At 70.7% G+C, this 22,007-nt stretch carries 22 protein-coding genes; 6 read left to right on the forward strand and 16 right to left on the reverse strand.

Translation table 11 applies throughout. From position 1 onward, the window contains the following. The first annotated feature begins 26 nt into the window (after positions 1-26). Both ACIBQX_RS10210 and ACIBQX_RS10215 read left to right on the forward strand, forming a co-directional pair. A complete protein-coding gene (locus ACIBQX_RS10210) occupies positions 27-692 on the forward strand; it encodes a potassium channel family protein (protein ID WP_397002706.1) in 666 nt (221 codons plus the stop codon). Next, entirely contained in the window at positions 692-1,351 is a 660-nt protein-coding gene (locus tag ACIBQX_RS10215) for a potassium channel family protein (protein ID WP_397002707.1), read from the forward strand. Before ACIBQX_RS10210 ends, ACIBQX_RS10215 begins: the two co-directional genes overlap by 1 nt. A gap of 88 nt (positions 1,352-1,439) precedes the next feature. On the opposite strand, the gene ACIBQX_RS10220 is transcribed toward ACIBQX_RS10215, so the two are convergent. The 6 genes from ACIBQX_RS10220 to valS form a co-directional block, all read right to left on the reverse strand. After that, a complete protein-coding gene (locus tag ACIBQX_RS10220; RefSeq protein ID WP_397002709.1) occupies positions 1,440-2,108 on the reverse strand; it encodes a DUF3159 domain-containing protein in 669 nt (222 codons plus the stop codon). Between the two features lie 4 nt (positions 2,109-2,112). Further along, positions 2,113-2,499, reverse strand: a complete 387-nt coding sequence (locus tag ACIBQX_RS10225; RefSeq protein ID WP_189140792.1) for an OB-fold nucleic acid binding domain-containing protein — start codon at positions 2,497-2,499, stop codon at positions 2,113-2,115. A 29-nt stretch (positions 2,500-2,528) separates the two neighbouring features. Beyond that, on the reverse strand, positions 2,529-3,161 hold the full coding sequence (locus tag ACIBQX_RS10230) for a DUF3710 domain-containing protein (RefSeq protein ID WP_397002711.1): 633 nt from the start codon (positions 3,159-3,161) through the stop codon (positions 2,529-2,531). Positions 3,162-3,182: 21 nt separating this feature from the next. Then, positions 3,183-3,662 (reverse strand): dUTP diphosphatase, encoded by a 480-nt coding sequence (gene dut / locus ACIBQX_RS10235; protein WP_397002713.1) that lies wholly within the window; start codon positions 3,660-3,662, stop codon positions 3,183-3,185. A 174-nt stretch (positions 3,663-3,836) separates the two neighbouring features. Beyond that, entirely contained in the window at positions 3,837-5,102 is a 1,266-nt protein-coding gene (locus tag ACIBQX_RS10240) for an AI-2E family transporter (RefSeq protein WP_397002715.1), read from the reverse strand. A 92-nt stretch (positions 5,103-5,194) separates the two neighbouring features. Further along, a complete protein-coding gene (valS, locus tag ACIBQX_RS10245) occupies positions 5,195-7,708 on the reverse strand; it encodes a valine--tRNA ligase (RefSeq protein WP_397002717.1) in 2,514 nt (837 codons plus the stop codon). 80 nt (positions 7,709-7,788) lie between these two features. Between valS and ACIBQX_RS10250 the strand changes: the two genes are divergently transcribed. Next, on the forward strand, positions 7,789-8,073 hold the full coding sequence (locus ACIBQX_RS10250; protein ID WP_397002719.1) for a DUF4235 domain-containing protein: 285 nt from the start codon (positions 7,789-7,791) through the stop codon (positions 8,071-8,073). On the opposite strand, the gene ACIBQX_RS10255 is transcribed toward ACIBQX_RS10250, so the two are convergent. From ACIBQX_RS10255 to paaN, 4 genes are read right to left on the reverse strand one after another with little or no spacing between them, the layout of a single operon-like run. After that, positions 8,006-9,439, reverse strand: coding sequence for a trehalose-6-phosphate synthase (locus ACIBQX_RS10255; RefSeq protein ID WP_397002721.1), 1,434 nt, complete (start codon positions 9,437-9,439; stop codon positions 8,006-8,008). The two genes, ACIBQX_RS10250 and ACIBQX_RS10255, sit on opposite strands and share 68 nt — an antisense overlap. Positions 9,440-9,455: 16 nt before the next feature. Beyond that, positions 9,456-11,009, reverse strand: a complete 1,554-nt coding sequence (locus ACIBQX_RS10260; protein ID WP_397002723.1) for an FAD-dependent monooxygenase — start codon at positions 11,007-11,009, stop codon at positions 9,456-9,458. After that, positions 11,006-11,965, reverse strand: a complete 960-nt coding sequence (locus ACIBQX_RS10265) for an MBL fold metallo-hydrolase (RefSeq protein ID WP_397002725.1) — start codon at positions 11,963-11,965, stop codon at positions 11,006-11,008. The genes ACIBQX_RS10260 and ACIBQX_RS10265 overlap by 4 nt, the downstream gene beginning before the upstream one ends. Before the next feature lie 17 nt (positions 11,966-11,982). Beyond that, entirely contained in the window at positions 11,983-13,629 is a 1,647-nt protein-coding gene (paaN, locus tag ACIBQX_RS10270) for a phenylacetic acid degradation protein PaaN (RefSeq protein WP_397002727.1), read from the reverse strand. 128 nt (positions 13,630-13,757) lie between these two features. On the opposite strand from paaN, the gene ACIBQX_RS10275 reads away from it, so the two are divergent. Continuing rightward, positions 13,758-14,348, forward strand: coding sequence for a TetR/AcrR family transcriptional regulator (locus ACIBQX_RS10275; RefSeq protein WP_397002729.1), 591 nt, complete (start codon positions 13,758-13,760; stop codon positions 14,346-14,348). A 19-nt stretch (positions 14,349-14,367) separates the two neighbouring features. Here ACIBQX_RS10275 and ACIBQX_RS10280 read toward each other — a convergent pair whose 3' ends face one another. From ACIBQX_RS10280 to ACIBQX_RS10295, 4 genes are all read right to left on the reverse strand, one after another. Continuing rightward, positions 14,368-15,171, reverse strand: a complete 804-nt coding sequence (locus ACIBQX_RS10280) for a hypothetical protein (RefSeq protein ID WP_397002731.1) — start codon at positions 15,169-15,171, stop codon at positions 14,368-14,370. A 15-nt stretch (positions 15,172-15,186) separates the two neighbouring features. After that, positions 15,187-15,486, reverse strand: coding sequence for a DUF4193 domain-containing protein (locus tag ACIBQX_RS10285; protein WP_090929286.1), 300 nt, complete (start codon positions 15,484-15,486; stop codon positions 15,187-15,189). A gap of 297 nt (positions 15,487-15,783) precedes the next feature. Continuing rightward, the gene (locus ACIBQX_RS10290) at positions 15,784-17,100 is read right to left on the reverse strand and encodes a sensor histidine kinase (protein ID WP_397002733.1); all 1,317 of its coding nucleotides are present in this window, start codon (positions 17,098-17,100) and stop codon (positions 15,784-15,786) included. Then, on the reverse strand, positions 17,097-17,750 hold the full coding sequence (locus ACIBQX_RS10295) for a response regulator transcription factor (protein WP_397002735.1): 654 nt from the start codon (positions 17,748-17,750) through the stop codon (positions 17,097-17,099). Before ACIBQX_RS10295 ends, ACIBQX_RS10290 begins: the two co-directional genes overlap by 4 nt. 247 nt (positions 17,751-17,997) lie before the next feature. Here ACIBQX_RS10295 and ACIBQX_RS10300 point away from each other — a divergent pair, with 247 nt between their 5' ends. After that, positions 17,998-18,162, forward strand: a complete 165-nt coding sequence (locus ACIBQX_RS10300; RefSeq protein WP_397002737.1) for a hypothetical protein — start codon at positions 17,998-18,000, stop codon at positions 18,160-18,162. 59 nt (positions 18,163-18,221) lie between these two features. Here the strand turns inward: ACIBQX_RS10300 and ACIBQX_RS10305 are convergent, their stop codons facing one another. Beyond that, positions 18,222-19,031 carry an inositol monophosphatase family protein gene (locus ACIBQX_RS10305; protein WP_397002739.1) on the reverse strand — a complete coding sequence of 270 codons (810 nt, stop codon included), beginning with the start codon at positions 19,029-19,031 and terminating at the stop codon, positions 18,222-18,224. After that, positions 19,028-21,004 (reverse strand): alpha/beta fold hydrolase, encoded by a 1,977-nt coding sequence (locus ACIBQX_RS10310; protein WP_397002741.1) that lies wholly within the window; start codon positions 21,002-21,004, stop codon positions 19,028-19,030. Before ACIBQX_RS10310 ends, ACIBQX_RS10305 begins: the two co-directional genes overlap by 4 nt. 55 nt (positions 21,005-21,059) lie before the next feature. On the opposite strand from ACIBQX_RS10310, the gene ACIBQX_RS10315 reads away from it, so the two are divergent. Continuing rightward, positions 21,060-22,007 (forward strand): ferrochelatase, encoded by a 948-nt coding sequence (locus ACIBQX_RS10315; RefSeq protein ID WP_397002743.1) that lies wholly within the window; start codon positions 21,060-21,062, stop codon positions 22,005-22,007.

The following is a 22,007-nucleotide window of genomic DNA, read 5'->3' on the forward strand; positions in this document are numbered from 1 at the left end:
CGGCCGACCGCGAAGTGCGGGGGAGTATGCATATTGTGATCATGGGATGTGGCCGGGTCGGATCGACTCTGGCGCACATCCTCGAGGACAACGGCCACTCGGTCGCGATCATCGACCGGGATCCCCAGGCGTTCCGACGCCTGCGTGCCGGCTTCCGGGGCCGCCGGGTGACCGGCGTCGGTTTCGACCGGGGCGTGCTCATCGACGCGGGCATCGAGTCGGCGGCGGCCTACGTGGCCGTCTCCAGCGGCGACAACTCCAACATCATCTCGGCCCGGGTCGCCCGCGAGACGTTCGGCGTGGACAACGTGGTGGCCCGCATCTACGACCCCCGGCGCGCCGAGGTCTACCAGCGGCTGGGCATCCCCACGGTGGCGACCGTGCGGTGGACGGCCGACCAGGTCATGCGCCGCATCCTGCCGGAGGGGGCCGAGCCGCTCTGGCGTGACCCGACCGGCACCGTGGTCCTGGCCGAGGTCACCGTCAACCCCGCCTGGATCGGCACCCGCGTCGTGGACCTGGAGACGCGGGCGCGGGCCCGCGCCGCGTTCCTCAACCGCATGGGCGAGGCCGTGGTCATCACGGGCACCACCATGGTGCAGGAGGGCGACGTGCTGCACGTCATCGCCGCGGAGAACGACATGGACCGGATCAACAAGGTGCTGGCCGCGGCACCGGAAGAGGACGAGTGATGCGCGTCGCCATCGCCGGAGCCGGGGCGGTGGGCCGGTCCATCGCGGCCGAGCTCCTGGAGAACGGCCACGAGATCCTGCTCATCGACTCCGACCCCCGGGCCATCAAGATAGACAGCGTGCCGCGCGCCGAGTGGCTGCTGGCCGACGCCTGCGAGATCGCCTCGCTGGACGAGGCGGGCCTGAACAACTGCCATGTGGTCGTCGCCTCCACCGGCGACGACAAGGTCAACCTCGTGGTGTCGCTGCTGGCCAAGACCGAGTACGGCGTGCCGCGCGTGGTGGCCCGCATCAACCAGCCGAACAACGAGTGGCTGTTCAACGAGTCGTGGGGGGTCGACGTGGCCGTCTCGACCCCGCGCCTGCTGAGCGCGCTGGTCGAGGAGGCGGTGAGCGTCGGCGACCTGGTGCGGCTGATGACGTTCAGGCAGGGCCAGGCCAACCTGGTCGAGCTCACGCTGGCCGAGGACGCGCCCGTGGTGGGTCAACGGGCCGGCTCGGTGCCGTGGCCGACGGACACGGCGCTGGTGGCGATCCTGCGTGAGGGCCGGGTGATGGTGCCGAGCGCCGACGACCCGCTGGAGGCGGGCGACGAGCTGCTGTTCGTCGCCAACCAGGAGATGGAGCAGGAGCTGGCGCACCTGCTCTCCCAACACTGAGAGGTACGGGGCCCGCTCGCGAACTTCGGGCCCCAAGGCGAAGGGTACGGATCCGAGGCGGATCCGTACCCTTTCGCTGTGAGGCGGGTCAGGCCGGGGCGACCGGCGGTTTGATCGGTGTGCGCCCCTTGCCGAGCACCCACACCATCGCGGCCAGCGCCGCCACCTGGAGCGGCCAGCCCATCGCGATCTTGGCGAAGCCGAGCGCCGCCACCGCCTGGTCGCCGCCGTAGAGGTAGACCGGCAGCTGCACGGCCACCCGGACCACGCAGGGGATCATGAGCAGCCAGGTCAGCTTGACGCAGAGCCTGACGATGCCGGGATCCTTGCGCCAGCCGACCGGGTCGTTGGTCACCGAGCCGATCAGGAAACCGACGACGGGCCAGCGGGTCACGATGGAGGCCAGCATGGCGACGGCGTAGGCGCCGTTCCACAGGATGCCGGGCAGGAAGTAGTCCTTCGCGTCGCCGGTGCGGCTGGCGAAGAACGCCCCGATCGCGATGCCGATCAGGCTGTTGATGACGAACTGCGGCGTCGACCGCTGCACGACCCGGAGCAGCAGGAGCGCCACCGCCAGCGTGATGCTGATGATGAGCGACAGGCGCAGCTCTTCGGTGATGATCCAGGTCAGCGTGAACGCGATCGTCGGCACCGCCGCCTCGACGATGCCGCGAAAGCCGCCGAACGCCTTGGCGAGCTGGGCTCGCACCGCCGACTCGACGGTGTCGTGGGCGACCTCTCCGGCCTCGGCACTCACCTGATCAACTCCCTGGGCGCAACTCGTATCGAGGATTGAACATGACCTTGCGCCCGTCCTGGATGCTGACGAGCCCCTCGGCCTTGACCGGACGGCCGGGTTCGATCCCGGCGATCCGGCGGCGGCCGAGCCACACCAGGTCGATCACATCCGACCCGTCGTAAAGCTCTGCTTCGAGAGCGGGCGCGCCGCCACGCGGGCGGAGCGTCACCGTACGCAGCGTACCGGCTACACAGAAGCGGCGGCGGCCGCCACACGAGGCGATAGGGGTCGCGCCGGCCTCGTCGGCGCCCTCCCGCAGCTCCTGTGCCTCGATTTCGGACTGGCTGGAGGCCAGCCGACTGAAGAAGCCGCGCAATCCTCCGCGTTTCGGAGGCTCTGCCGTACTCATGATGAATCAGCCTATGTGATGGCGGCGCGTCAGCGAGTCTCGGTGATCTCAGGTCCTCGTTTGAACGGGTTGACGGGCTCCTCGTCGACCTCGTCGGCCGGATCGCTGGGCCGGCGCAGCGGGATGGACTCCTCGCGGGCCATCGGCTCGTCGCCACGCACGACCACGATGTCCTTGACGAAGTCGAGGAAGGCCTCGGCCACCTGGTCGTCCACCGCGGCCCTGCCGTTGACGACGGCCAGCAGGAACCAGCGCGGCCCGTCGATGCCGATGTAGCGGGCGGGCCTCGTGGCGCCCTCGACCGTCACCTGGCCGGCCAGCTCGACGCCGAACACGCCCTCCCGCTCCTCCAGCGTCTTCGCGCCGGCCTTGATCTTGGTCCTGATCTCCTCCCACAGACCGCCCGACTTGGGCGCGGCCAGTGCCTGGAGCTGCAGCGAGCTCTCCTCCCACAGCACCACGACGCCGACGTGCTGGTCTCCCACGGAGGCCAGCCGGACGTCGAACGCCGAGTTGTGGGGCAGGCGGAGACCGCCCAGGTCGATCCTGTCGTGGTCAGGGTGCGGCTCGTCGGCGTCCCACGGCCCCCGCTCGCGCGTGGGGGTCGCGACGGTTTCCCCGACCGCGTGCTTGGCCTGCTCACGACGGCGTCGTCGGAACACTTCGTTTCACTCTCCCTGGAATCAACGTCCTGTCGAACCGTGCCCGCCGGCGCCGCGCGGGGAGGCCGGCAGGCTCTCCACCTCGCGGAAGGCGGCCCGTTCGACTCGCTGGAAGACGAGTTGGGCCAGCCTGTCGCCACGGCGCAGCCGGAACGACTCCTTGGCATCGGTATTGATCATTGTGACCTTGATCTCGCCGCGGTAGCCGGCGTCGACCGTGCCCGGCGCGTTCACCAGAGTGACGCCGTGCCGCGCGGCCAGGCCGGACCGGGGATGCACCAGGGCCACGTAGCCGTCGGGCAGCGCGATCGCCACACCCGTGCGGATGACCGCCCGCTCCCCCGGCAGCAGCTCGGCGTCCTCGGCCGCGTGCAGGTCCGCGCCGGCGTCGCCCGGGTGGGCGTAGGAGGGCACCGGCAGCTCGGGGTCGAGCCGCTGGATGAGAACCTCCACGTCGCGCACCGGAGCTTCTTCGCCGGTCCCGCCGGTCCGCTCGCTCACAGGCTCACCTCATGGTCCTGGTGTCTGCCTCAAGGTACGCCTTCCCGGCGGGGATCCCGGTGCACCGGTCCGCCGGGTGGAGTGTCGTGCCGACGGGAACAGGACGGTGCGCCTTCGGCCGTGCGGAGTCAGGCGGCGACGTGGTCGCCAAGGAACAGGTCACGGGTGACGAGGTTACTCCGTGTCAGCGCCATCTCGGCCCGCCGCGCGGGATTCGCGGCCGCCGGACTCACCGTCGGCGTGCTCGCCGGCGGGCTGGCCGTCGGGCTCACCCTCGGCGTGCTCGCCGGCGGGCTGGCCGTCGGGCTCACTGCCGGCGGGCTCGTCGCCCGGTGGGCCCGGTGGACCCGATGGCACGGCCAGCACGTCTGACGGCGCCGGCAGGGCCAGGGGATCGGATCTCAGCTCCGGCAGCGCGCGGTAGATCACCGCGGCCACCGGGACGGCGACCACGGCCCCGGCGATGCCCGCCAGGATGCCGCCGACGGCCAGCACCAGGATGATGGCGAGCGGGTGGAAGTGGAGCGCCCTGCCGACGATCAGCGGCTGGAGCACGTGGTTCTCCAGTTGCTGCTCGATGACCAGGATGCCGACGAAGATCAGGGCGTAGACGATCCCCTTGGCACCCAGGGTGACCAGGGTGGCGACCGTGCCGGCGAAGAAGATGCCGACGATCGGGATGAAGCTGGCGAAGAAGATGAGCACGGCGAGCGGCGCCCAGAGCGGCACGCCCATGCCCGCCAGCACGATGCCCATGACCACGCCGTGCACGGCGGCGACGATCACACTGCCCTGCACGTAGTGCGACAGGGTGGTCCAGGCCGCTCGGCCGGCCCGGTCGACCCGCGGCGACATCCGGCCGAATCCCTTGAGGAACCACGCCCAGATCCGGTCGCCGTCCTTGAGCAGGAAGAACGTCACGAACAGCATCAGCACGATGGACGCGAGCACCTCGACGGCGACGGCTCCGGCGCTCAGCACCGTGCCGGTGATGGCCGTCCGCTGGGCGTCGATCATCGACACGACGTTGTTGACGTAGTCGGTGATCTGCGCCTCTTGCAGGTGCAGCGGGCCGGTCGTCAGCCACTCCTGCACCTCGGCGACGGTGACCTGGACCTGCTTGACCAGGTTGGGGAACTCCTCGGTGGCGCGCGCGCCGACGAGCCAGCCGGTGCCCATGATCACCGCCAGCGCGGCGATCATGGTGATCCAGGTGGCCCAGATGGACCGCATGCCCGCCTCGCGCAGACTCCGGGTCAGCGGGAAGAGCAGCGCCGTCAGCAGCAGGGCGATGGCCACCGGCAGCGCCACGAAGCTGAGCCTCGCGACGGCTCCGGCGAAGTAGAACAGGACGATGCCGATGAGGATCAGGCACGCGCTCCATGCGGCCATCCGCGCCAGTACGGGTGGCACGAGTTTGGTTCCGCGGTCGCTCAGCACGGTTCCAGACTGGCACGTCAGAGCCGCGGATGCGCGCGGTTAAATGATCGGGTCTGGCAGGGCACGGCGCCGCCGTGCCCTGCCGCCGGGCGTCAGGTCAGCGACACCTCGACCGTCGTCGTCTCGCCGTACGCCAGCACGAACTCCTCGACGTTGCCCGCGGCGCACAGGTCGTCCTGCGCGAGCCGGACCAGCTCGGCCAGCGGAGAGGTCACCGTGAGGCAGGAGACCTCGGCCCGCATGGACAGCTTGGCCTCGGACTTGGCCCTGCGGACCTGGCGCAGCACCTCGGAGGCCGCCTCCAGCACCGCCGGGTCGCCGGTCCCCGGCTCGGTGGCGGGCCAGCGCGCCTGGTGCACCGAGCCCTCGCGCCACCAGGACCACACCTCTTCGGTGACGAACGGCAGGAACGGCGCGAACAGCCGCAGCAGCACGTCGAGCGCCTGCCGCAACGCCGCGTGCGCCGAGGCCGCCGCCGGGCCGGGTTCGTACGCCCTGGCCTTGACCAGCTCCAGATAGTCGTCGCAGAACGACCAGAAGAACCGCTCGATCGCCTCCAGCGCCCGGGTGTGCTCGTAGCCGTCGAACGCCTCGCCCGCCTCGCGCACCACGCCGGCCAGCGCCGCCAGCATCGACAGGTCGACCGGCTCGGTGACCTCGCCCTCGGACCGGTCGTCGCCCATGCTCAGCACGAACTTGGACGCGTTGAGGATCTTGATCGCCAGCCGCCGCCCGATCTTGAGCTGGCCGGCGTCGAAGGCGGTGTCGACGCCGTACCGGCCGCCCGCCGCCCAGTAGCGGACCGCGTCGGAGCCGTGCTGCTCCAGCAGGTCCATCGGGGTGACCACGTTGCCCTTGGACTTGGACATCTTCTTGCGGTCGGGGTCGAGGATCCAGCCGGAGATGGCGACGTCGCTCCACGGCACGTCGCCGAACTCCAGGTGCGACCTGACCACGGTGGCGAACAGCCAGGTCCGGATGATCTCGTGGGACTGCGGGCGCAGGTCGGCCGGGAAGACCCGCTGGAACAGGTCGTCGTCGGTCTCCCAGCGCCCGGCGATCTGCGGGGTCAGCGACGAGGTGGCCCAGGTGTCCATGACGTCGGGGTCGGCCACGAACCCGCCGGGCACGCCCCGCTGCTCCGGCGTGTAGCCGGGCGGCGTGTCGGAGGACGGGTCGATCGGCAGCAGCTCCTCGGGCGGCACGATCGGCTCGTCGTAGCGCGGCCGGCCGGACTCGTCGAGCCGGTACCACACCGGGAACGGCACGCCGAAGAACCGCTGCCGGGAGATCAGCCAGTCGCCCGCGAGACCCTGCACCCAGTTGTCGTAGCGCACCCGCATGTGCGGCGGGTGCCAGGCCAGCTCGCGGCCCCGCGCCAGCATCCGCTCGCGCAGCGCCTCGTCGCGCCCGCCGTTGCGGATGTACCACTGCCGGGTGGTGACGATCTCCAGCGGCTTGTCGCCGCGCTCGTAGAACTTCACCGTGCGCTGGACCGGGCGCGGGTCGCCGTCCAGGTCGCCGGACTCGCGCAGCAGCTCCACGATCCGCTCGCGGGCGCTGTGCACGGTCTTGCCCGCCAGCTCTTTGTACGGCTCCGGCTCGACGTCGTCGGGCGGCTCGGGCAGCAACCGGCCGTCCCAGCCGATGACGGGCCGGGTGGGCAGGTGGAGCTCGCGCCACCACGTCACGTCGGTGATGTCGCCGAAGGTGCAGATCATCGCGATGCCCGAGCCCTTCTCGGGCTCGGCCAGGTGGTGGGCCAGGATCGGCACCTCGACGCCGAACAGCGGCGTCAGCACCGACGTGCCGAACAGAGCCTGGTAGCGCTCGTCGTCGGGGTGGGCGACCAGGGCCACGCAGGCGGGGATGAGCTCGGGCCGGGTCGTCTCGATCCAGACCGGCCCCTTCTCGCCGTAGAAGGAGATCCGGTGGAAGGCGCCGGGCCACTCCCGGTCCTCCAGCTCGGCCTGGGCGACGGCGGTGCGGAAGGAGACGTCCCACAGCGTCGGCGCCTCGGCGAGGTAGGCCTCGCCGCGGCGCAGGTTGCGCAGGAACGCCCGCTGGGAGACGCGGCGTGAGTCGTCGCCGATCGTGGTGTAGAGCAGCGACCAGTCGACCGACAGGCCGACCCGCCGCCACACCTCCTCGAACGCCTGCTCGTCGATCTCCGTCAGCTTGTGGCAGAGCTCCACGAAGTTACGCCGCGAGATGGAGACATCGCGTTTGCCGGGCTTGTCCGGTGGCACGAAGTCGGGGTCATAGGGCAGCGACGGGTCGCAGCGGACGCCGTACACGTTCTGCACGCGACGCTCGGTCGGCAGGCCGTTGTCGTCCCAGCCGATCGGGTAGAACACCGACTTGCCCAGCATGCGCTGGTAGCGGGCCATGATGTCGGTGTGGGTGAAGGAGAAGACGTGGCCGACGTGCAGGGAGCCGGAGACGGTGGGCGGCGGCGTGTCGATCGAGTAGATCCGCTCACGCGGCTGGGACCGGTCGAACCGGTAGGTGCCCTGCTCCTCCCAGCGGGCTACCCATACCTGCTCCAGGCCGTCGAGAGTCGGTTTCTCGGGCATGAGCGGATGGCGTAGGCGCTGTTCAGTCATGCCTCCTTATGGTACGGCTTGCCGGGCCCGGCAAGCGTTAGAGACTAGGGTTCGTTATCTGAGGGAAGGGAGAAGTTCTCATGGCGGATGAGAGGCCTGACGTCGCCTGGCGAGTGATCGGCGCTGCGGTGGGGCTGGTGACCGCGTGGGGGGCGCGTAAGCTCCTCGGGCTCGCCTGGGTGAAGGCGACCGGCAAGGAGCCGCCCATCGACCCGGACTCGCCCGAGGTCTCCATGGGCGAGGCGATCGGTTACGCCGTGGTGATGGGCGTGGGCATGTCGGTGGCGCAGATCGTGGTCAACCGGACCGCCAAGAAGCGCTATGACTCATGGCGGGCGCTGAAGCAGGTGTCTCCAAGGCAGTGAGAAACTCGCTGGCCCAGCGGTCCACGTCGTAGGTGGCGACCCGGCGGCGCATCGTGCGCATGCGCCGGGCCAGCTCGTGCGGCGTGGCCCGCATCGCGGCCATCATCTGGCGCTTGACGTCCTCCACGTCGTAGGGGTTGACCAGGAACGACTGCCGCAGCTCGTCGGCCGCCCCGGCGAACTCGCTGAGCACCAGCGCGCCGTGCAGGTCGTGGTGGCAGGCGACGTACTCCTTGGCGACCAGGTTCATCCCGTCGCGCAGGGGTGTGACGACCATGACGTCCGCCGCCAGGTAGAGCGCGGCGAGCTCCTGCTTGCCGTAGGACTGGTGGAAGTACTGGATCGGCTGGTTGCCCAGCACGGAGTTCTCGCCGTTGATCCGGCCCACCTGGAGCTCGATGTCGTCGCGCAGCCGCCGGTACTCCTCCACCCGCTCCCGGCTCGGGGTGGCGATCTGCACGAACACCGCCTCGCCGGGGCCGATCCGCCCGTCCTTGAGCAGCTCGCCGAAGGCCTCCAGGCGCTGCCCGATGCCCTTGGTGTAGTCGAGCCGGTCCACGCCGAGCAGCACGTGCTCGGGGTCGCCGAGCTCCATCCTGATCTCCTTGGCCCGGGAGATCACCTGCGGCTCGCGTACCATCGAGTCCAGCTCGCCGAAGTCCACCGAGATCGGGAACGCCTGGGTGGTGACCACCCGGTCCTCCAGGAAGATCTCGTTGCCCTTGTACGGCACGCCCAGCAGCCTGCGGCACAGCCGCCGGAAGTTCGACGCGCCGCCCGGGAGCTGGAAGCCCACCAGGTCGGCGCCGAGCAGCCCTTCGACCAGCTCCCTGCGCCACGGCAGCCGCCAGAACAGCTCCACCGGCGGGAACGGGATGTGCAGGAAGAATCCGATGCGCAGGTCCGGCCGGAGCTTGCGCAGCATCGCGGGCACGAGCTGGAGCTGGTAGTCCTGCACCCAGACGACGGCGCCCTCCTCGGCGGCCTCGGCGGCCGCGATGGCGAAGCGCTCGTTGACGGCCCGGTACGTCTCCCACATGGGCCGTTCGAAGACCGGCGGCGCGACCACGTCGTGGTAGAGCGGCCAGAGCGTGGCGTTGGAGAATCCCTCGTAGTACAGCTCGACCTCGGCGGCCGACAGCGGCACCGGGATCAGGCTCATGCCGTCCTGCTCGAACGGCTCCAGTACTTCGTCAGCCGCGCCGTGCCAGCCGAGCCAGGCTCCGTGACGGCGTTGCATCACAGGCGCGATGGCGGTGACCAGCCCGCCGGGGCTCCTGCGCCATGAGGCCGTTCCGTCTTGCTCGACGTTCCGGTCCACCGGCAACCGGTTCGCGACGATCAGAAACGAGCTACGGCCAACCACCCAAGTCCTCCTCGCCTCATACTTCCGAAAGACGCGACGCGCGTCTCACAGCGGCTATCACCTGTTCCGGCCCCGCATGGGGAATGATCGCGGCGATATGGGCATCCGGCCTGATGAGCCATGCCTCATCGGGTCCTGCGCCGAGCCTCTCAGCGAGCGTGCCGGTCCCGTCCATCTCCGCGAGCCCGCGAACGGCGAGCGGCGCCGTAGTGACTTTGCCCAAGACCTGGGCAAACAAACCCGAATCGCACATTCCACCCAGAAGCAGCAGGAATCCATCACGGCACAGCTCGCGCAGCCGTCCCCTGGGCAGCGGCACGTCGGGCACGATCACGCCGGGCGCCGGATCGCACAACGCGCCCTTCGGCGGCCTGCCCCGGAACGGCCGTGCCGGCTCCGGTGTGGTGAGCGGCGAGTCCACGTACCAGAACGGCTCGGCGAAGCGGCCGGAGTCGACCTCGGCGGCGTCGCCGCCCGCCCGGCAGGCCTCCAGCGCGGCCCGCCTGCGGGCCCGCTCGCCCTCGGTCCTCGGCGCGAGGAAGCGCATGGTGGCGGCCGTGACCTCCAGGTTCTCCCGCGCCGCCGCGTGACGCTCGTCGTGGTAGCTCTCCAGGAGCTCCGCCGGCGCCCAGCCGTTCAGCACGAACGCCAGCTTCCAGGCGGCGTTCTCGGCGTCGGGCACGCCCGAGTTGAGGCCGCGGGCGCCGAACGGGGCCACCAGGTGGGCGCAGTCCCCGGCCAGCAGCACCCGGCCCACCCGCATGCGGGAGGCGATCCGCGAGTGGAAGCGGTAGGTCGTCTGCCAGAGCAGGTCGTAGTCGCGATCCCCGATGATCTGCCGGATTCTGCGCGCCACGTCCTGACGTGTCGGGATGAAATGCGGGGGGATCTGCCAGTCGATCCTGAACGTGCCCTCGGGGCAGGGATGGATGAGCACCTGCCTGCCCGGATTCCACTCCGGGTCGAAGTGGAAGCGGCGCTCGTGCTCCCAGCCGGGCAGGTCGGCCCGGATGTCGCAGATGAGGAACTGGTCGTCGAACGACTCACCGTCGAAGCGCACCCCGAGCGCCTGCCGAAGCCCCTGGGCGCGCGCACCGGCGCACACGACGGCGTACGGCGCCCGCAGCGTCCGGTCCCGGCAGCGCACGGTGACACCCGCGTCGTCCTGCTCCAGGCCGGTCACCCGGTGGTCCCAGCGGACCTCCACCAGCGGCTGCGCGGCGATGGCCGCGTCGAGGATCTGCTCGGTGCGCGTCTGGGAGATGTTCACGCACGGCGGCAGCGGCCCCTGGGTGTCGAAGGTCCACGACAGCAGCTCCTCGCCCCGGTAGTAGGTGCGGGCCGTGGTCCAGGCCAGCCCCTCCTCGGCGATCCGGCCCGCGCCGGCGGCCGACCAGATGTCGAGCACGTCACGCTGCTGGCAGATCGACTTGGACCCGGCGGGCCGGCGGCCGGGTCGCTCGTCGAGGACCAGCACCGGCACGCCCCAGCGGGCCAGCAGCAGGGCCGCGCTCTGTCCGACCGGTCCCGCGCCCACCACGATGACCTGCTCACCGACGGCTGCCGTCATGTCTGCAGCAACTCCCACACCTCGCGATCGCGCTCCGCCGTCCACACCCGTGGCCGCTCCACCCCGTCCAGCTCGTCCCACAGCCGCGAGACGTTGAACGGCAGGCAGTGCTCGAAGATCGGCCAGGCGCCGTAGCGAGGCGCGAGCGCCCGGTGGGCGCCCTCGAACGCCTCCTTCAGCGTGCCGCCCCTGCCGTGCGCCGCGCCGACCTCGGTGAGCATGACGCGCAGGAAGTCACGGGTCTGCGCGACCGCCGCCGCCACCTCCCGCTCGCCGCGCGCCACCGCACCCCTGCCGCCGACCAGGACCCGCGCCCCGAACGACGCGACCCGGTCGAGCGTGGCCCCGGCCCAGTCGCGGTGGAAGGCGTCACCGGTGTAGAGGGCCGCCTGGGACTCCACCAGGTCCCCGGCGAACAGCACGCCCTGCCTCGGCAGCCACGCCACCAGATCGCCCTCGGTGTGGCCGCGCCCGCAGTGCGCCAGCACCACCTCGCCCCGGTCGCCGCCGAGCTGGATGGTGAACGTGTCGCTGAACGTCGCCGTCGGCCAGGTCAGCCCGGGGATGGAGGAGGGCTCCTTGAACAGCCGGGGCATCCGGCCGTACTCGCTCGCCCAGTCCTGCTCCCCACGCTCGGCGATCAGCTCGCGGGTCTTGTCGTGCGCCACGATCACCTCGGCGCCGAACGCCGAGGCGCCCAGCACCCTGACCGCGTGATAGTGCGACAGGACCAGGTATCTGACCGGCTTGGCGGTGCGCTGCCGCAGCGTCGCGAGCCACTCGCGGGCCGCCACCGGTGTCGCCATGGCCTCGAAGCAGACCAGGAAGTCCTCTCCCTCGACGGCCCCCACGTTCGGGTCGCCCTCGGCCGTGAGCGCGTACACGCCCTCGGCGAGCTCCTCGAAGGAGCGCTGCTTGTCGCCCAGATCCGCGGACGAGGCGAACGGTTTGGGCATGGCCCCTCCTCGGGGGATCAGGCGTGACGGCGGGACTGGACCACGTGGAAGCGGCCGGCGACGAAGCCGGGGTCGGTCAGCGAGGCCGTGGCGGCCGGGTTGGCGCCGGTGCCGTGATAGTCGGAGAACGCGGCCGCCTGGTTGACGTACACGCCGCCGGTGAGGTTGCACGACAGGTTGACGCCCGACTCCAGCGCCGCCTGTTCGGCCTCCGCCAGCACCGCGGGCGAGGTGGAGTAGACGGAGGCGGTCAGCGCGCCGCGCTCGGCGGTCGTACGGCGCAGCACGTCGAGGCTCTCGGCCGTCGAGCTGGTCGGGATGACGAACGAGATCGGGCCGAAGTGCTCGCGACCGTAGACGTCGGTCCGCGAGGGGGACACGCGGAGGATCGCGGGGGTGCGGATCACCGCCTCGGGGAAGTCCGGATGCCGCGGCGAGCGCGACGCGAGCACGGTCTTGCCGAGCTTGTGAGCGCTTTCCAGGCGGGACAGGACGTCCGGGCCGACGATCGCGCCGGTCAGCTCGACCGCCCGCGCGTCGTCGCCGAGCAGCTCGCCGACCGCCGCGGCGAGCCCCTCCGCGACCTCGTCGAAGCTCTTGTTCCCCTCGTCGGTGTCGATCCCGCCGAGGGGGATGAGGATGTTCTGCGGGGCGGTGCACATCTGGCCGCTGTAGAGCGACAGCGAGAACGCCAGGTTGCCGAGCATCCCGCGCCAGGAGTCGGTGGAGTCGACGACGACCGAGTTGACCCCGGCCTTCTCGGTGTGGACGAGGGCCTGGACGGCGTTGCGCTCCAGCCAGTCGCCGAACTCGGTGGAGCCGGTGAAGTCGACGACGCGCACGGCCGGGTCGGTGGCGAGCTCGACCGCCAGCCCCCTGCCCTCCTCCGCGGCCAGCTGCACCAGCGCCGGATGGAAGCCCGCCTCGGCGAGGACCTCCCGGGCGATCCGCACGGTGATCGCCAGCGGCAGGATGGCGCGCGCGTGCGGCTTGACGATCACCGGGTTGCCGGTGACCAGAGAGGCGAACAGGCCGGGGTAGGCGTTGAAGGTCGGGAAGGTGCTGCAGCCGATGACCAGCGCGACGCCGCGCGGCACCACGGTGAAGCGCTTGTCCAGCACCAGGGGTCCGCCCTTGCCCGGCTTCGCCCAGCGGACGGCGGAGGCCGAGGCGGTCATGGCCGCGTAGGCGCAGGCCACGGCCTCCAGCGCCCGCTCCTGCGCGTGCGGCCCGCCGGCCTGGAAGGCCATCACGAACGCCTGCCCGGTGGTGTGCCGCACGGCGTGGGCGAGCTCGAAGCTGTGCTCGTTGAGCCGGTTGACGATCTCGACGCAGGTGAGCGCGCGGACCTCGGGCCCGGCGTCGCGCCAGGCGGGCAGCGCCGCCTTGGCGGCGGCGACCAGGCCCGGCGGGCACGGCTCGGGGTAGGTGACGCCCAGGTCCATCCCGTACGGGGAGCGCTCGGTGCCGATCCAGGCGCCGGTGGCCGGCTGGTCGAGCTCGAACGGCTTGCCGAGATGGTCCTCGAACGCCTGCTCGCCCCGCTCGGCCGAGCCCTCCCCGTAGACGCGCGGGCTGGGCGAATCGGGGTAGGCGCTCCAGTAGCCACGCTGGGCGATCGCGGTCAGGGCCTTGTCCAGGGTCTGGCGATTGCGCTCGAACATCGTTGTTCACCCTCTAGACAGAAGATGGGCCGGACGGTTGCAGTATCTACCGAACATTCGGTCAGTTGGCAAGGGGCCCCTCTGCCGAAGCCTGCGGCCTGACAGCCACAGGCGAGATACTTACCTATATGTCCACCCCAACCCGTCAACGGAAACGCGGACACGACCCGGAGTCCGTGCTGGCCATCGCCGTCGGCGTCTTCAACGAGCGCGGCTACGACGGGACGAGCATGGAGGATCTGGCCAGGGCGCTCGGCGTCACCAAATCCGCCATCTACTACCACGTACCCGGCAAGGAGCAGCTGCTCGCGCGAGCCCTGGATCGGGCGCTCGATGGCCTGTTCACCCTGATCGGCGACGAGCGCGCCACCTCAGGTCCGGCGATCGACCGCCTGGAGTGGGTCGTACGGCAGTGCGTGCGCACCTTGGTGGACCGCCTGCCGTACGTGACGTTGCTGCTGCGGGTGCGCGGCAACAGCGCGACCGAGCAGGGCGCGCTGGATCGGCGGCGGGAGTTCGACGCGTTCGTCCATCACCTGGTCGGGCAGGCGGCGGCCGAGGGCGGGATCCGGCCGGACCTCGATCCGGCGCTGGTGACCAAGCTGCTGTTCGGCGCCGTCAGCTCGATCGCCGAGTGGGATCGCCCGGCGTCCGGCGGGTCGGCGGACGACCTGGCCGACATGCTGGTCACGATGATGTTCGACGGGTTGCGGGGCTAGCGACGGGTCGCGGGGCTAGCTAGGCATCCAGCTCCGGGGCGCGCCGGCCGGGCGGCAGCGGGGCCTTGACGCGCAGGTCGTTGCGGATGGCCTCGCCGAGTCTCTTGGTGGCCATCCGGTTGAGCGCGCCGCCGGCCACGGCCCCGGTGAGGAACGGGCCGAGCGTGGTCAGGTGGCGGCCGAGCGTCCGCATCAGCCGGTTGCGCAGCGCGGTCTTGGCGGCCGCGCCGAGGGCGAGGGTCACGGAGGCGGGGGCGAGCGGATCCACGCCGCGCTGCTTGGCCCAGGCGGCGGTGAAGACAACGGCGCGCTGGGAGCCGGTGCCCTGGACGTGCACGCCGTAGACCTCGTGCAACTCGGCCAGGAGCTTGACCTCGATGGCGGCCACCACGATGGTCTCGGCGACGAGCTGGGCGGGGGCCGACAGGAGGAGGGGTGGGGCGGCGAACTCGGCCGCCGCCAGGGCGCCGCCGATGGCCCCGACGGTCATCGTGGCCTTCTGCGCGGTGCGGACGAGGTCGTCGGCGAGCTCCTCGCCGGTCAGTCCCTGGTGATGGTCGGAGAGCGTGCGCAGGTCCCTGATCGGGATGCGGGGCGCGATGTTCAGGAAGACGTCCGCCAGCCAGCGGCCGCGACCGGCGCCGTTCTTCCTGGCCTTGCTCGCGCCCGTCGCCAGGGCGCGGGCTAGACGGCCGAGCAGCCTGCGCCGCTCGGCCGGCTCCAGCTCGGCGGGCTCGGTGAGCCTGCCTACGAGCTCGCCGACCTCCGACTCGGAGGTGGCGACCTCGTCACCCGGTTGAGGATCCTTGTCAGGTGTGGCCACGCGTCTGCCTCCTTGTCAGGCGGCGCACTCCCGGCAGACCTGCTGACCGTTCCTCTCGGAGGCCAACTGGCTACGGTGGTGCACGAGGAAGCAGCGTGAACAGGTGAACTCGTCAGCCTGGCGCGGGATGACCCGCAGGCTGAGCTCTTCGTTCGACAGATCCGCACCGGGCAGTTCGAGCGATTCGGCGAGATCGGTCTCGTCGATGTCGATGCTGCCTGACGATTTGTCGGTGCGCCGCGCCTGGAGCTCCTGGAGGCTGTCTTCCCCCAGATCGTCGTCTGTCTTGCGCGGGCTGTCGTAGTCGGTAGCCATGGTGATTACTCCATCCCCCTCATCAATATGTCTTCGCGCTCGTCGCGCGTCTTCTAACGTCCGGGAGGTCCGTCTTGTGCCCGTTCCGCCGGGGAGATTTCCCATCGGTACCCCGAGGAAACGGACCACGAACCTCCCAACACGTCAGGGCCTGCTGCCGTCGGCAATGGTTAGCCAAATATGGCGAAACCCACAGCCTTGGCGTCATGCGCCACCGTGTTCGACGGCACATCCAACCACATGTGCGACGAGAACGAGACGCCCCCCGTTGGACAACACGCCGGGACAACACGCCGATCAGCGTCTCGGAAGCCTAATGGTCACCACGAGTCCTCCGCCCTCCCGGGGCACCGCGTTCACGGTGCCGCCGTGAGCCTGCACCACGGCACGGACGATGGACAGCCCCAGACCCGATCCCTTGGCCGAATCAACGCGGTCCGCATTGAGCCTCCTGAACGGTTCGAACAGGCTGTTCACCTCGTACGCCGGCACATGCTGCCCGGTGTTGGCCACCTGAACAACCAAGGCACCGTCCACCATTCCCGTTCGGATCCATACTTTTCCGTTTTCGGGAATGTTGTACTTCACGGCGTTCTCAAGGAGGTTGCTGACGGAGCGCTCCAGGAGCACGGGATCGCCGACGGTAGGCGCGCTGACCAGTTCGGTGGTCAGCGTGACGCCGTGCTCTTCCGCGAAAGGCGTAACCTGCTCGACCGCCGTCTGCGTCACGTCCATGACGTCCACCGGCTTGCGCACCGCGAGCTCGCGCTCGCTCCTGGCGAGCAGCAGCAGCCCCTCGATGAGCTTCTCGTTGCGCGCGTTGACCTCCAGGAGGGTACGGCCCAGCGCCTTGAGGTCCTGGGACGCCTCAGGGTCGGACAGGGCGATCTCCAGGACCGTCCGGTTGATGGTGAGCGGGGTGCGCAGCTCGTGCGAGGCGTTGGCGACGAAGCGGCGCTGGGCGTCGAAGGCGACGTTGAGCCGGATCAGCATGTCGTCGAAGGTGTCGGCCAGTTCCTTGAGCTCGTCGTTCGGCCCCTGGAGGTCGATGCGCTGGTGGGCCAGGGTGCTCTCGGAGAGCTTGCGGGCCGTGGAGGTCATCTGGCTGACGGGCCGCAGCGCCCGGTCGGCCACGAAGTAGCCGAAGATGACGGCGAGGATGCCGACGCCCATCAATCCCAGGATCGACTGCCTGACCAGGGTGTCCAGCACCTCGTTGATGCCGTTGACCCGGAGCAGTTTGACCTGTGTCTCCAGGTAGGCGGCGAGATCCGACGGCGTGCCCTCCGGCAGCTTCAGTTCGTACACGAACCCCGTGTAGAGCACCGAGCGCACGATGAAGTGGATCACTACCAGCAGCAGCGCCCCGGCCAGGAAGAACATGCCGCTGTAGGTCAGGGCGAGCCGCCAGCGGATGCTCACCTTGCCGGGCAGGTCCCGCACACGCTCCATCGTGCTACGCACATCCGGCGGGTGCGACGGCGGGGGTGGCCCGTCCCAGACGGGCGGCCCGCTGGGCGGCGGCGCCTGCCCGGCCCGCGCCGCCTTCCGCGCCGAGTGCGGGCTGATCATCGGGTGGGTGGGCACCGCCTCACGGTCCGGCCGTTCCGTCACAACTTGTACCCAACTCCGGGCACGGTCTCGATCACCTGAGGCTCGCCCAGCTTCTTCCGCAAGGTCATCATGGTCACCCGCACCACGTTGGTGAACGGGTCGATGTTCTCGTCCCAGGCCTTGTCCAGCAGGTCCTCCTGGCTGACCACGGCGCCCTCGGCCCGCATGAGCTCCTCCAGGACGGCGAACTCCTTCTTGGTCAGCACGACCTCCTTGCCGTCGCGCTGGACCAGACGCTTGCCCGGGTCGAGCCGGACGCCGGCGCGTTCGAGCACGGGCGGCAGGGCGGGAGCCGAGCGGCGGCCCAGCGCGCGCACCCGCGCGACCAGTTCGACGAAGACGAACGGCTTGGCGAGGTAGTCGTCGGCGCCCAGGCCGAGCCCCTCCACCTTGTCGTCCACGTCGCCGGAGGCGGTCAGCATCAGGATCCGCGACGAGGTGCGCTGCTCGACGAGGCGGCGGCAGACCTCGTCGCCGTGCACCACCGGCAGGTCCCGGTCCAGGACGATCACGTCATAGTCGATGTAGGAGGTGCGCTCCAGCGCGCCGCCGCCGTCGTAGGCCACGTCCACGGCCATGGCCTCGCGCCGCAGCCCGGTCGCGATCGCGTCCGCGAGCACCCGCTCATCCTCGACCACCAGCACTCGCACTCTGGTACACCTCTCTCCGATTCTGGCTGAGTAATTCTGCCCACAGCAGCGATAAGCGCACGGTAAGGCATGTTCGGACGTGCCCGGACGCGGGTGACGCAAGGCACAACGGATTTCATGTTTCGGGAGCGGAACAGTCTGGGTACACCTGCGAAACACCCAAAATCCGTGCGCCGGTTTCGGCGTTCGCGGGCGATGGGTCACACTTCGCCCCGCATCAGCACGAACCCCTGAGAGAGTAGGTGAGATGGGCGAGTTCACGACCACGATCGAAAGCCGCCTCGACCAGGCTTACAAGGGCCTCCGGGAGGCCAGGAGCGCCGGTGACGATTACCTCGCCGACACCCTCACCGCCGAGATCGAGGATCTCCGCCGCCTGGCGGACGATCACGGCGTTCCCCTGCCCCGCTGAGCGTGACACGGCCGGAGCCCCTGAGGAGGGGCTCCGGCCGTTCTCTCATCAGATCCTGATCAGTCGCGCTCGGGATCGAGCGGCGCCAGCAGGTCGTGCAGGTCCGCGAACAGGCCGGGAGCCGCGCAGAGCATGAACTCGCTGTTGGACGGCCTGCCGCCCAGGCCGCCGATCCTGGCCCCGGCCTCGCTCGCCACCAAGCCCCCCGCAGCGTAGTCCCAGTAGTTGACGCCCCGCTCGTAGTAGGCGTCCACCCGGCCGGAGGCCACCGAGCACAGGTCGGCGGCGCAGGAGCCGCCCCGCCTGATGTCACGCACCCTCGGCAGCACCGAGGCGAGCACCTGCGCCTGAACGGCACGCCGGGCCGAGTCGTACCCGAAGCCGGTCGCCACCAGCGCCTGCCCCAGCGGCACGGCCGGGTTGCAGCGCAGCCGCTCACCGTCGAGCCAGGCGCCCTCGCCGAGCGCCGCGGTGAACATCTCGCCGCGCGGCGCCACGTTCACCGCTCCCGCCACGACGCGGCCGTTCACCTCGACGGCGATCGACACCGCCCAGTCGGGCAGGCCGTACAGGAAGTTGACGGTCCCGTCGATCGGGTCGACGACCCAGCGCACGTCGGAGTCGCCCGGCGCCTCGCCGCCCTCCTCGCCGAGGACGCGGTCGTCCGGCCGGACGGCCGCGATCCGCTGCCTGATGAGCTCCTCGGACGCCTTGTCCAGCAGCGTGACCACGTCGGTGGGACTGGACTTGGTCAGCACGTCGGCGGACGCCACGGACATCGTGGGCCGCTTGGCGAGCAGCATGTCGCCGGCCTCGCGGGCGATGTCCTCGGCCAGTCGCGCGAAGTCGGTCATGGTGTCGGTCATCATGCCACCGAGTCCGGGCGCTTCCACTCCTGGCCGAGGACGTGCCGGCCGAGGAAGGCCAGGACGGTCTCGTACCAGGCGACGACGTTGCCGGGCTTGAGGATCCAGTGGTTCTCGTCGGGGAAGTAGAGGAACTTCGACTCGACGTCGGAGCGGCGCAGGTCCCACCACAGGCGCAGGGCCTCACCGATCGGCACCCGGTAGTCCTTGTCGCCGTGGATGACGAGCATCGGGGTGCTGATCCGGTCCAGGCCGTGGTGCGGGGAGAGCGCGGTGTAGCGCTCGGAGCCGGGGGCGCCGAACTCCCGCTGCCAGTACATGGCCATGTCGGTGGTGCCGGCGAACTGGTCGAGGTTCCACAGCGAGGCGTGGGTGACGATCGCCTTGTAGCGGTCGCTGTGCCCGGCGACCCAGTTGGCCATGTAGCCGCCGTACGAGCCGCCCATCGCGGCGATCCGCTCGCCGTCGAGGTCGTCCCTGGCCAGCGCCACGTCCACGATCGCGTCGAGGTCGGCCATGGTGCGCGGGCCCCAGTCGCCCCAGCCCCGGTCGATCATGTCCTGACCGTAACCGGTGGACAGACACGGGTCCGGCATCAACACGGCGTAACCGTGCTGGGCCATGATCCACGCCTGCCAGCGCCACTGCCAGTCGTTCCACGAGGCCACCGGGCCGCCGTGGATCCAGAGCAGGAACGGCGCGGGCTCGGCGGCGGAGGCGGTCTCGGGCAGGATGAGCCAGCCGCGGACGGTGGCGCCGTCGTCGGCCGTCGCGGAGATCTCCGTCAGCGTGCCGGGCACCTCCGGGCGCGGCGCGGGCGAGGGCAGGTCGGTGATCTCGCCGGTGACGACGTCGATCCTGGCAGGCCCGGGGGCCAGGGCGACGCCGCTGCGCAGCGCGTGCACGAAGCGGCCGTCGGCGGAGGCGTTGAGCCCGAGGTAGGCGGCGTCGTCCCCGGTGAGCCTGGTGTGCTCACCGGTCAACGGGACGCGGAAGACCGGGCGGCGGCCCTGGTGGTCGGCGGTGATGTAGACGGCCGAGGAGTCGGGCGCCCACGCGACGTCCGACGGGAACAGGTCGGGCGCGTAGGCGCGGCCCTGCCTGGTGGCCAGGTCGCCCACCCAGAGCTCGACCCTGGCGGAGACGTCCAGGCCGGTGACCCGATCGCGGGTGCAGGCGATCCGCGCGCCGTCCGGGGAGACGGCCAGCGGGCCGCCGAAATCCCAGCCTTCCTGGCTGAACAGGGCGCGCCGATCCCCGCTCGCCACGTCGATCGCCACCAGGTCGGTCCGATGCTCGCCGGCGGGCAGTGAGACCCGCCAGGTGGCGAGCACGGTGGCGCCGTCGGGGGTGAGCGCGATGGAACAGTCGCGCAGCGCCTCGCCGGGGTCGGGGGTGAGCTCGCGCACGTCCTCCAGGCGGTCGTCGCCGAGCCGGCCCGCGAACAGCCTGACGTGGCCGGGGCCGAGGTCGTGGTCCCAGTAGCGGACCGGGTAGCCCTCGTGCAGGATCGCGCTGCTCCCCGCGTCCTTGCGGGCCTTACGCCGCTCCTCCTCCGTCACCTCCTCGCCGTCCAGCACCTCGGAGGCGAACACCACCACGTCGCCGGCCGTACGGAAGACGCCGATGCCGCCGGGCCTGGTGGCCACCTGGCGGGCCTCACCGCCGGCGCGGGGCAGCAGCCAGAGCGCGGGCGCCTCGTCGGCGGCGTCCTTGACGGTGGGGTCCGGGCGGGCGGAGGTGAAGAGCAGGTCGCCGGCGTCGGTGAACTCCGCCGCCGTCTCCCCCTTGGCCGACCTGGTCAGCCGGTACGGCTCGCCGTCCACGGGGATGGACCACAGCGCGGTGCCGTACGACTTGCCGTCCGGGTTGAGTGCCTGCACCGCCGACACCAGACGGGAGCCGTCGGGCGCGAGTTTCAAGGAGAGAACTCGGGGGATGGCGACATAGTCACGGATATCGTCAAATGCGCTCACTCGATCGAACCTACCTCGTGGAAGGACCACTGGCACTGCGGCATAGGGTTGAGCCGTGGGAGATTACGACGCGCTGCTGGTGTTGTCGTTCGGCGGTCCCGAGGGGCCCGGCGACGTGCTGCCGTTCCTGGAGAACGTCGTGCGCGGCCGGGGAGTCCCCCGTGAGCGGCTGATGGAGGTCGCCGAGCACTACCAGGGCTTCGGCGGCGTCAGCCCGATCAACGGCCAGAACCGCGAGCTCGTCGAGGCGCTGCGCCCGCTGGCGGGCGTGCCGGTCTACTGGGGCAACCGCAACTGGCACCCCTTCGGCGAGGACACCGTGCGGCAGATGGCGGCCGACGGCGTGCGCAGGGCGGCGGTCTTCGCCACCTCCGCCTACGCCGGCTACTCCAGCTGCCGTCAGTACTACGAGGACATCGCCAGGATCTCCGTCGACGGCGGCCCCGAGCTGGTCAAGCTGCGCCACTACGGCGACCATCCGGGCTTCGTCGAGGCCATGACCGACCACACCCGGCAGGCGCTGGAGCGGCTCGGGCGCGACGACGCGCGCCTGGTGTTCACCGCGCACAGCATCCCGGTCTCGATGGCCGAGACGGCCGGCCCCTCGGGCGGCCTGTACGAAGCGCAGCTGCGCCGCACCGCCGAGCTGGTCTCCCGGTCGCTGGGCCGCACCGAGCCCTGGGACCTGGTGTGGCAGTCGCGCAGCGGCCCGCCCCAGGTGCCGTGGCTGGAGCCGGACGTCTGCGACCACCTGCGGGCGGTCGACGCCAAGTCCGTGGTGCTGGTGCCCATCGGGTTCGTCTCCGACCACATGGAGGTCGTCTACGACCTCGACACCGAGGCCCGGCAGGTGGCCGACGAGCTGGGGCTGCCCATGGAGCGGGCGGCGACCGCCGGCACCCACCCGGCGTTCGTCCGGATGGTGCGCGAGCTCATGGACGAGCCGGAGCCCGTCGCCTGCGCGCTGACCTGCTGCCCGCCGCCCCGGCGACGTCCGGCCTGA

The sequence above is a fragment of the Nonomuraea sp. NPDC049714 genome (assembly GCF_044465295.1).
Classification (GTDB): domain Bacteria; phylum Actinomycetota; class Actinomycetes; order Streptosporangiales; family Streptosporangiaceae; genus Nonomuraea.